We start from the raw sequence: 10551 nt of genomic DNA, 5'->3' as shown, positions 1-10551 counted from the left end.
ATGGGCCTGCGCCCCTACACGCTCGACAAGGCCAAGCAGTTCGGCTTCGACCAGCCGTTCCTGGAAGCCTGCCTCTGATGACGCCGGTCGCCGGCGCGCTCGCCCCGGCGACGATCGAGACCGCGGCGAGCCGCCTCGCCGACTGGGCGCGTGCGCATGCGCTGGGACTGATCCTGCTCGCCGCGTTGGCGCTGCGCCTCGCGCTGCTGGCGACGCCGCGCTCCTATTTTCCCGACGAGATCTTTCAATATTGGGAGGCTGCCCACCGGCTGGCGTTCGGGCCGGGCGTGACGCCGTGGGAATATCGCTACGGCGTGCGCAGCTGGCTGTTGCCGCTGCTGCTCGCGGGGCCGATGGCGCTCGGCGGCCGGCTCGATCCGGCGGGCGACGCCTATCTTCTCCTGCCCAAGCTCGGACTGGTGCTGGCGTCGCTGGGCGCGGTCGCCGCCGCCGCCGCGATCGGCGGGCGCCTCTCACCCCGCCATGGGCTGTTCGCCGCGTTCCTCGTCGCGATCTGGTCGGAGTTCGCGCTGTTCGCCACCCAGGCGCTCACCGAGGCGATCGCGGTTACGCCGATCCTGGCCGGGGCGGCGCTGCTCGAAGGATCGCGGCAGGATCGGCGGCGGTTGCTCGCCGGCGGCGCGTTGCTCGGGGTCGGCGCGGTGCTGCGGTTCCAGTACGGTCCGGCCATCGCGGTGCTCGGCGCGATCGCCTGCGGCCGGGACGGGCGGCGATGGGGCTGGACGATCGCGGGCGGCGCCGCGGTGATCGTCGCGGCAGGCGGGTTCGACATGGCGATGGGCGACCGGCCGTTCGGCTGGGTGTTCGAGAACCTGCACCAGAATATCGGCCTGCAACGCTCCCATCTGTGGACCGACGGGCCAGCCTTCTACCCGGTCGCGATCCTCGCCATGTTCGGCGTCGCGATCGTGCCGGTCTGGCTGGCGGCGCGCACGGTGGTCGGCCGGTATCCCGCGCTGGTCGCTTGCGCGCTCGTCAACCTCGCCGCGCACACGCTGATCGCGCACAAGGAATATCGCTACATCCTGCTGTCCACCGCGATCGCCGTCGTGCTGGCGGGCATCGGCACCGTCGAGGCGCTGGACCGGGCCGCGGCCCGGCGCGGCGGGGGCCGAGCGCGGTTATGGCCGGCCGCGCTCGGCTGGCTGGCGCTCTCGGCCGCGGCCGCCTTCGCCAGCAACGGCGCGCACGCGTGGGAGCGCGTGACGCCCGAACTGGAGGCGTTTGCCGCGTTGCGCGAGGCGCCCGGGCTGTGCGGCGTCGCCATCGTGGGCACCCCGTGGACCGATACCGGCGGCTACGCCTATCTCCACCGCGCCGTGCCGCTCTATGCGCCCGATGCGAGCGACAGCGCCCCCGCCACCTGGGTGCCCGCCGCCAGCGCCGGTTTCGACACCATTCTGGCGCCTGCCGCCCTCGCGGCGAAGCTGCCGCCGGCCTATGCGCGCGGTGCCTGCTTCGGTGACGGCCGGGCTTGCCTGTTCCGGCGGCCGGGCGGCTGCGATCCGCGCGCCGCCGCCCGTCACGAGATCAACCGCATGCTGGTGCGCACCGACCGCTGAACGCTCGACGGCGCTTCCGCCCGCCCGGCTTGGCGCTACAGCGGCGCGGTGACGCCCCGCTTCTCTCCCGCCGCCCGGCGCGCCGCGGTGATCCTGCCGCTGCTCGCGCTGGCGTTGCGGTGCTGGGATGTCGGCAATCCCGTCATTCATGTCGACGAGCAATGGTATCTGCTGGTCGGCGACCGGCTGCTGCACGGCGCGGTCCCCTTCGTCGACCTCTGGGACCGCAAGCCGGTGGGGCTGTTCCTGCTGTTCGCGGGCATCCGGGTGCTGGGGGGCGCCGATGCGGAGGGTGGCATCGTCGCCTACCAGCTGGTCGCCTGCGCCTTCGCGGCGGCGACCGCGGTGGTGGTCGCGGCGGCGGCGCGGGCGGTCGGCGCGCGCGAGCGGGGCGCGCTGGCGGCGGGCGCGGCCTATCTGCTCGGGCTGACGCTGCTCGGCGGGCGCGGCGGACAGGCGCCGGTGTTCTACGACCTGCCGGTCGCGCTGGCCGGGCTGCTCGCGCTCGGATTACCCGCGCTGGCCGCGGCGGAGCGACGCGGCGCGATCGTGGCGAGCGGGCTCGCCGCCTGCGCGCTCGGCGGCGTGGCGATCCAGCTGAAATACACCGCCGCGGTGGAGGCGGCGTTCGCCGGCCTGGCGCACCTCTGGTTCCTGCGGCGCGCGGGCGCGCGCTGGCCGGCGACGGCAGGGGCGGGCGCGACGTGGCTGCTGCTCGGCCTCGCGCCGACGGTCGCGGCGGGTGCATGGTATGGGGCGCATGGGTGGTGGGCGGCGTGGCGCTTCGCCAACTTCACCTCGATCGCGCTCCGGCCGGGCTATCCGCCGGACCAGCTGGCAATGCGGCTGCTCGGCATCGGCGCGCAGCTCGCCCCGCTCGGCGTCGCGGCGGCGCTGGGCTGGCGGCAGCGGACCGCGCGGGCGCTCCGCGTCGCGTTCGGCTGGCTGGCGGCGGCGCTGCTCGGCTTCGCGGCGATCGGGACGTGGTTCGACCATTACGCGCTGCCGCTGCTGGCGCCGCTGGCGGTCTGCGCCGCGCCGGCGCTGGGACGATCGATGCGGCTGCTGGTCGCCGCGCTGGGGCTGATGGCGGCGGTCGCCGGCGCGGAGCGGGTGGCGGCACATGACGACGGCACGGGGGCACGCGCGGTGGCGGCGCTGGTCGCGCGCGAGAGCGGCGGGCACTGCCCCTATGTCTTCATGGGCGACACGATCACCTACCTGCTCGCGCACGCCTGCACGCCGACGCCCTACGCTTTCCCGAACCTGCTCGCCTATACGACCGAGCAGGGCGCGACCGGGATCGACGAGGCGGCGGAGGTGCGCCGCGTCCTGGCGACACGCCCGCCGGTGATCGTCACCGTCGACCGGCGGCTGGCGATCTGGAACCGGGACAGCCTCGCGGCCCTGAAAGCGGCGCTGCGGCGGGACTATCGGCTGCGCCTGAGCGTGCCGCGCGCGGGCTGGCACACGCTGGTTTTTGTGAGGCAGGACTTGGGACCGCGGCTGCGACGCGGCCAAGCCGCGTCGTCGGTCGGGGCTATGCCCCGCCGGCCGGGCGCATGCGAGTCCTGCGGCGGCTCGCCACCGGCCGCATCAGCGCCCCAACCGCTCCACCTTGTCCTGTAGCGCGGCGAGTTCGGCGCGCAGCCCGGCGATCTCCGCGTCCTTGCCGCCCTGCGCGGTCGCCGGCGTCGCGGAGGCCGGGGGCTTGAAGGCGCGGGCGGCGGCGTCGAGCATCGCCATGTTGCGTTTGGCGAGGTCGGCGAAGGGCGAGCCCGCGAACGCGCCCTCCACCGCCGAGCGGAACTGCTCCTGATTGCGGCGGAAGCTGTCCATCGACGCCTCCAGATAGCCCGGCACCACCGCCTGCATCGAATCGCCGTAAAGCGCGATCAGCTGGCGCAGGAAGCTGACCGGCAGCAGCGCCTGGCCGCGGCCCTCCTCCTCCATGATAATCTGGGTGAGGACATTGTGGGTGATGTCCTCTTCCGTGCGCGCGTCGATGACGCGGAAATCGCGCCCGGCGCGGACCATCTTCGCCAGATCGTCCAGCGTGATGTAGGACGAGCTCTCGGTGTTGTAGAGCCGCCGGTTGGCGTATTTCTTGACCGTGACCGGCGCCGATCCGCCTTCCAGTTCTTTCTTCCGCATCGGCTAGCCTCGATCCCAGATCGGCAGATTGTGGATGATTTCGCGCTGCAGCACAACGCCTTCGTTGCGCAGCAGCAGCGCAGCATCGTCGCGATGAGTCGATCTCGCCTGGTCGCTTCGCATGTCAATGACGTGTCATATTTGTCACGTTCATTAACGAAAGATGAATTGGGCAGAACTCGTGACCAATGTTGCGCTTGCTCGGCGGCGGGCTCCCCCCGCAACCTAGTCGCGTAGCCGTTAATCGGCGCGATCCAGAGCCACGGGGGAAAGATGATGAACACCGCTCGCCTGCTTGCTGCAACTGCGTTGCTGCCCGCGCTGATGGCCGCACCCTCGGCTGCGCGTGCTAAGACCACTGCTCCCCAGACGACTCCGGCGGGAACGGGAGGGTCGACGACCCAGACCGACCAGTCGACGACCGGCAGCGACGCCGATCAGCGCGTCGAGCAGGCCGGCGAGGACAAGTCCACGGAGGTGCTCGTCACCGGCACGCGCATCCGCTCGGCCAACATCGAATCGGTGACCCCCATCACCACGATCTCGGCCGCCGAACTGTTCCAATCGGGCCGTATCTCGCCGGGCGACGCCCTGAACGATCTGCCGCAGTTGCGCACCACCTTGGGTTCGCAGAACTCCATCACCGGCACGCTGGGCGTCCGTGGCATCAACGCGCTCGACCTGCGCGGCCTCGGCACCACCCGCACACTGACGCTGGTCAACGGCCGACGCGAGGTGGCGGCGGACCTGATCAACAAGCGCGCCGTCGTCGACACCAACACCTTCCCGTCCGATCTGATCGAGAAGGTCGACATCGTCACGGGCGGCGCGTCGTCCATCTATGGTTCGGACGCGATCGCGGGCGTGGTCAATTTCGTCCTCAAGGACCATTATGACGGGCTCGCCATCCACGGCCAGTCCGGCATCACCGTGCCCTTCATGGACGCGGGCAGCCAGTATATCTCCGCGGTGGCCGGCAAGAACTTCGACGACGATCGCGGCAACATCGCGGTCAACGCCGAGTTCTCGCATCAGTCCCCTTATTATGCGTCGGGCCGGCCCTATTTCCGGCCGGTAAACGGCTTCGTGACGGTCGGATCGGACCCGGCCGGCTCGCTCAACGGATCGGACGGCATCCCCGACGCCATCTATTTCCAGGATATCCGCTCGACGACTATCTCGCTCGGCGGCCAGCTCGGTTTTCGGTATTCCAATGCGTCCGCGCCCTGCGGGCTCGACTCTAACCCGAACGCGGCGGCACGCACGGCGTTCACGTGCGCCTATCTGTTCCAGCCCGACGGCACGTTGATCCCGCAGACCGGACAGCGCGTGGGCCTGGGGCCGAACGGCAGCTTCCTTTCGGGCAACGGCTATTCGGGTCGCGAGGGGAACCTGACGCTGCTCTCCCCCGATCTGGAGCGAATAGCGGTCACGGCGCTGGGCCATTATGACTTCGCCCGTGCCTTCACCCCCTTCTTCGAGCTGCGCTATGCCCGCACCAAGGCATTCGGCTCATCGAGTGGTCCGTTCTTCTCGCAGGGGCAGACCCTGGGGGATGGCGCCCCGATTACGGGTTTCGCCGATTCGTCTTACGTCAACAGCGCGACGAACACGGTGGTGAACCGCGAGGGTATCAGGCTGGATAATCCTTACCTGTCCACTCAGGCGCGCTCGCTCATCAGCGCACAATTGACGGCCGCGATCAACTCGGGCGTCAACCCCAACACGGGGACCGCGTATGCGGCCACGGCCGCAGGAACGGCCGCCAAGAACGCGGCGTTGGCGCAGGTTGTGGCGGGAACCTTCCGCTTTTCGGAACGCCGCAACTATCTCGATCTCGGGATCAGGGACGAGCTGCTGACCCGTAAGACTTTCAAGCTGGTCGCCGGCATCCGCGGCGACTTCAACGGCGACTGGCATTACGAACTGTCCACCAACTACGGACAGCACGACGAGACCAACGTCATCATCGGCAACATCAATACGCAACGTTTCCTGCTCGCGTCCGATACGACCCGCAACGCCGCCGGCCAGATCGTCTGCCGATCGCAAGTCGATCCGCGTTACGCGGCTTCCGTCTCCACGGCGAACGGGACCGCTGCGCAGAAGGCCGCGATCCTTGCCGCTGACGTCGCCGCCTGCGTGCCGCTCAACCCGTTCGGCGAAGGCAATATCTCGGGCGCCACGCTCAATTACCTGACCCAGAACACGCTCGCCACCGGCAAGGCGACGCAGTTCGTGGCGGGCGGCTCCGTCAGCGGCGACGCGAGCCAGCTGTTCAGCCTGCCCGGCGGGCCGATCGGCTTCGCGATCGGCGGCGAGTACCGCCGCGAGACGCTCAGCTACGACCTCGATGACATCACCCAGGCCGGATACGCCTTCTACAACGCCATCCCGGCGTTCACCGCACCGGCCTTCGAGGTGAAGGAAGCGTTCGGCGAGTTGCGCGTGCCGTTGCTGAAAGACTTCTTCCTCGCCAAGGAGCTGACGCTCACCGGCTCCGGTCGCGTCGCCGACTACAAGGGGGCGGTAGGCACCGTTTACGCCTATAGCGGCGGCGGCGAGTATCGGCCGGTGCGCGACATCGGCTTCCGCGCCGATTACTCGCACTCGGTGCGCTCACCCTATCTCGGTGATCTATACTCGCCGGCGAGCCAGAACTTCGCCACCGTGACCGACCCGTGCGCGGCGCGCAACCTGGCGGCGGGCTCGACCTATCGCTCGGCGAACTGCACCGCCGCGGGACGACCGGCGACATACGACTATGTCTACACGGCGACGCTGGAGATCCGCAGCGGCGGCAATCCGAATCTACAAGCAGAGACATCGAACTCGATTACCGCGGGCGTTGTGCTGACGCCGCACTGGATTCCGGGCCTGTCGATCACGACCGACTATTACGACATCACCGTGAATAACGTCATCAACTCGGTGACGGCCCAGAACATCCTCAACCTTTGCTACGATTCACCGACCCTCAGCAATCCGTTCTGCGGCTTGTTCCAGCGCGCAAGCGGGACAGGGCCGCGCGGCGAGGAGAACTTCCGCGTCATCGAAGGGTCGTTGCTGCAGGCGTCGGCGAACTTCGCCAAACTGAAGGCGCGCGGTATCGACCTGGACGCAGAGTATAACCACCGCTTCGGCTTCGGCACGGTGGCGCTGCGCGGCATCTGGACGCATGTCATCCAGCGCGATCAGTTCGTGAACCCCGCGATCCCGACCTTCAAGGACGTCATCACGCGCGAATTAGGGGACCCGCAGGACCAATTCAACATCGATGCGGACGTGAAGATCAACAAGGTGACCTTGGGTTATGGGTTCCGCTGGATCGGTCGGCAGTATCAAGGTGCGTTCGAGAACTACAACGCCGTCAATGGCCAAGCCCCGCAGAATGCCGACGCCTTCTCGATCATCGAATACCCGATCCGCACCTACAGCGATGCGCGGATCGGCTATGACGTGAACGACCGCTATAATCTTCAGGTCGGAGTCAACAATCTCGGCAACACGGTGCCGCCGCTCGGCCTGACCGGTTCCGGCAACGGAGCGATCTACGATAGTCGCGGCCGTTTCGTGTATGTGGCCGTGCGCGCGAAGGTATTCTGATCTTCGATAAGGTGAAGCTTAGGGGCGGTCCGACCTTGGTCCGGCCGCCCCTTTTCTTTGGTTATTCGTCCCACACCCGCTCGTACCTCCGCCCCAGCCCCGTCAGCAGCTCGTATTGCGACAGGCCCGATGCCGCCGCCGCGGCCGGCAGCGCGAAGTCGATTGCCACCCAGTCGCCTTCCGCCAGCTCGGGCGCGGCGGTCGCGTCGATGGCGACCAGGTCCATCGACACACGCCCGATCACCGGCAGCCGCACGTCGCCTAGACGCGCTTCGCCGCGATCGGAGAAGCCGCGATAATAGCCGTCGGCGTAGCCCATGTTGAGGATGGCGACCTCGGTGTCGGCCGGCGCGGTCCAGGTCGCGTTATAGCCGACCGTCTCGCCCGCGGGCACGCGGCGGCGCTGCAGCACCTCCGCCTCCGGCTGCACCACCGGGCGGATCACGTCCGCCAGCTCCGGCCGCGGCACGCCGCCGTAGAGCGCCAGCCCCGGCCGGGTGAGATCGAACCGATACTCGGCCCCGAGCGCGATCCCGGCCGAGTTGGCGAGGCTCCGCCGCCGCGCGGGCACGCCGGCGGCCACCGCGGCGAACAGGTCGCGCTGGCGGCGGTTCATCGCGCTGTCCTCGTCCGCGCAGGCCAGATGGCTCATCAGCGTGTCGATCGCGAGCCCGTCGAGCAGCCCGGCCGCGATCTCTCCGGGCGAGACGCCGAGCCGGTTCATGCCGGTGTCGACCATCACGTCGCACGCGCCGCCCCCCGCCGCCCGCCAGCGCGCCACCTGCGCGGCGGTGTTGAGCACCGGCCGCGCGGCCCCGCTCAGCGCCGCGGGCATGTCCGCCGCCCGCACCCCGTGCAGCACGGCCACGGATGGCGTGTCCGCCGGCAGCGCCGCCGCTTCCGCCCAGGTCGCGACATAGAATTGGCGACATCCGGCCGCCGCCAGCCGGGCCACCACCGCCGCCGCGCCCAGGCCATAGCCGTCCGCCTTCACCGCCGCGCCGCACGCCGCGGGCCCGCTCAGCCGCGCGAGCGCCCGCCAATTGTCGGCGAGCGCCTGCCCGTCGAGGCGGAGGCGGAGCGGCGCGTCGGTCATCGCCCGCCCGCTACGCGGTAGGCGCCGATCAGGCCAGAGCGCGACGGCGTGAGGGAGGACGAGACGATGCTTGCAATGTAGGATATGTTCGTTTTTTGTTCTCCAGCCCAATTGGAGAAACGGCATGTCCCTCTCGTCATCGGCTGCTGTGCGACGAGACGCTCCCTTCGCGCATTGGCCGCGAACCGGCTACTAGCTGCCCGAGCAGCGCGCCGACCCGACGCTGGAGGTGAAGTTCAACCCCAATCACGACCCCGCCAACGGGCAGTTCACGTTCGCGGGCGGTGCCGGCGGAGCGCGGCCGTCCAAACCGCCACGGCGTAACCAAGGCAGGGAAAGCTGGGGTGACGGCATTTTTCACGGTGGCGGTGGCGGAACGTCCGGCGGCGGAGGCGCCTCGGGAACGTGGTCCGATCCGCAGGAATCGCCTTCGCAGGCCGGCGAGGAGGCGATAGTCAGAGCCGACGAAGCACTCGCCAGAGAGGCGGCGGCCGACAGGCCGGATGCCAATTCGCCGGTGAACGTCACCAAAAACGGCTATCATTTTCTAGTCGACACGTCGGACCGCACCAGACACGTCGAAGGAGATTTGTCGCTTGAAGATGCCGCGCGGTCGAGAGCTAACCAGCGGCAGGCCGGCGGCGTTGATCGCCGCGATACTGATGACGGCGGCCACTTCATCGCCGCCCGCTTCAACGGCCCGAACGACTCGTTCAACCACTTCGCCCAAGATGCTAACTTCAACCGGGGCGCATACCGCGCGCTCGAGGACGCGTGGGCGAAGAGTCTTCGTTCGGGAGCCAATGTGTCCGTCGACATCCTCGCTCATTACCCAAACGCGTCAAAGCGACCTGACTCACTTAATGTCACTTGGCGATCAGGCGGGATCACGCAGCGCAAAATCTTCCCAAACTCGTCGCGAGGAAAGTGAAATGCCTTTAGATAAGTTCGACCTGCTCGGCCCCGCGCTCCGGGCGGTTGGTGACGAGACAATGCGGATCGTCGGCGGCACGCCGGACGGCGTTCTCTTGTACGTCGAAATCGGAGAAGGCTGGGTTAGTCCTGACATATTCAAGGATGAGGGTTCATCCGTGACTTATGTCGATATCGGCGAGTCCAGGATTTGGCAGTTGTTGATCGAGGCATGGTGTCTAGAGCCAGAGGACAAGCGTTGGACAACGATGAACTATACTATCGACCATGGCAAGTTCGATGCGCAGTTCGATTTCGATGACCTCGAAGGATCCGGGGAAGACAGCCTCGACCGCCGCGAACGTGTTCTCCGCGCGCGCTTCGGCGACAAGCCGGTCGTCTATCCACCCCCCTCGCCTCATGCCTGGACGCTGAAGCCGCCGGCGTAGTCCCGCCCGCCGGCGTCAGCACGCACCCACCCGACGGCCCTCGGTGTGCATCTTCACGATCATGCCGCCCGCGCCGGTCATCGTGCCGTCGAGCGACAGCGACGTCGGCGTGTAGCTGCCGGTCAAGCGCGCGGTCATGTCGCCCTTGCAGCTCATGGCGGTGTTCAGGCGACCGGCCGCCATGCTGAACTGCGTGTAGCTGCACCGGCCGTTCGACTTCTCCGCCAGCGCCCGCGGACCGTTCGCCGCGTCGGCGGGTGCGATGCACGACGTGACGGTGGTCGGGCGCCCCTTCATCATCGCGGCCACCTGCGGCGGCGCGCCGGGCATGCTGGCGTCGAGAACGGTGGTGGTGGTCACCCATCTGCCGGGCAGGATCGGCGTCGCGGCCCCGGCGGCGAGCAGGACGGGCAGGAGCGGCAGCGGACGGAGCAAGATTACCTCACGACAGCGATAAACGAGCGCGACCCCCCCGGTCCCGCTTCGTTGCGGGCCGGCCGCTTTCTTCCCATATCGCGTGGCGATGGCCATCCAGATTCGCACCAATCTCGCCGAGCCGGAGACGGGCGAGGCGTTCGTGCCGCACCGGCCGCAGCGCCCGCCCAAGGTGGAGGGGGGCAAGCGGTTCACGCTCGTCAGCGACTATCAGCCCGCGGGCGACCAGCCCGGCGCGATCGCCGAGTTGGTGGAGAGCGCGCGCGCCGGCGAGAAGGATCAGGTGCAGCTCGGCGTCACCGGCTCGGGCAAGACC

8 protein-coding genes and 1 pseudogene are annotated in these 10551 nt (G+C 68.7%); 6 read left to right on the top strand and 3 right to left on the bottom strand.

Going from position 1 to position 10551, the window contains the following annotated elements:
* The first annotated feature begins 77 nt into the window (after positions 1-77).
* Together ACFE64_RS13580 and ACFE64_RS13575 are read left to right on the top strand one after the other, a co-directional pair.
* The gene (locus ACFE64_RS13580) at positions 78-1583 is read left to right on the top strand and encodes a hypothetical protein (RefSeq protein WP_375392996.1); all 1506 of its coding nucleotides are present in this window, start codon (positions 78-80) and stop codon (positions 1581-1583) included.
* Positions 1584-1631: 48 nt separating this feature from the next.
* Positions 1632-3212 carry a hypothetical protein gene (locus ACFE64_RS13575; protein WP_375392995.1) on the top strand — a complete coding sequence of 527 codons (1581 nt, stop codon included), beginning with the start codon at positions 1632-1634 and terminating at the stop codon, positions 3210-3212.
* On the opposite strand, the gene phaR is transcribed toward ACFE64_RS13575, so the two are convergent.
* Positions 3180-3737: a polyhydroxyalkanoate synthesis repressor PhaR gene (gene phaR, locus ACFE64_RS13570; protein WP_375392994.1), complete on the bottom strand. Its 558-nt coding sequence runs from the start codon at positions 3735-3737 to the stop codon at positions 3180-3182. The genes ACFE64_RS13575 and phaR overlap by 33 nt on opposite strands.
* 276 nt (positions 3738-4013) lie before the next feature.
* Here phaR and ACFE64_RS13565 point away from each other — a divergent pair, with 276 nt between their 5' ends.
* On the top strand, positions 4014-7343 hold the full coding sequence (locus tag ACFE64_RS13565; protein WP_375392993.1) for a TonB-dependent receptor domain-containing protein: 3330 nt from the start codon (positions 4014-4016) through the stop codon (positions 7341-7343).
* A gap of 61 nt (positions 7344-7404) precedes the next feature.
* On the opposite strand, the gene alr is transcribed toward ACFE64_RS13565, so the two are convergent.
* A complete protein-coding gene (gene alr, locus ACFE64_RS13560; RefSeq protein WP_375392992.1) occupies positions 7405-8439 on the bottom strand; it encodes an alanine racemase in 1035 nt (344 codons plus the stop codon).
* 229 nt (positions 8440-8668) lie between these two features.
* Here alr and ACFE64_RS13555 point away from each other — a divergent pair, with 229 nt between their 5' ends.
* Positions 8669-9370, top strand: coding sequence for a DNA/RNA non-specific endonuclease (locus ACFE64_RS13555; protein ID WP_375392991.1), 702 nt, complete (start codon positions 8669-8671; stop codon positions 9368-9370).
* A 1-nt stretch (position 9371) separates the two neighbouring features.
* Complete coding sequence (locus tag ACFE64_RS13550) at positions 9372-9800, top strand: hypothetical protein (RefSeq protein ID WP_375392990.1); 429 nt, start codon at positions 9372-9374, stop codon at positions 9798-9800.
* Positions 9801-9815: 15 nt separating this feature from the next.
* Here the strand turns inward: ACFE64_RS13550 and ACFE64_RS13545 are convergent, their stop codons facing one another.
* Positions 9816-10235: a DUF3617 domain-containing protein gene (locus ACFE64_RS13545; RefSeq protein WP_375392989.1), complete on the bottom strand. Its 420-nt coding sequence runs from the start codon at positions 10233-10235 to the stop codon at positions 9816-9818.
* Between the two features lie 88 nt (positions 10236-10323).
* Between ACFE64_RS13545 and ACFE64_RS13540 the strand changes: the two are divergent.
* Positions 10324-10551 (top strand): annotated as a pseudogene (locus tag ACFE64_RS13540) (excinuclease ABC subunit UvrB); the annotation flags it as partial.

It is taken from the genome of uncultured Sphingomonas sp., assembly GCF_964250165.1.
GTDB lineage: Bacteria > Pseudomonadota > Alphaproteobacteria > Sphingomonadales > Sphingomonadaceae > Sphingomonas.
The sequence above is the reverse complement of the archived record's forward strand: the minus strand, read 5'-3'. Positions and strand labels throughout refer to the sequence as shown.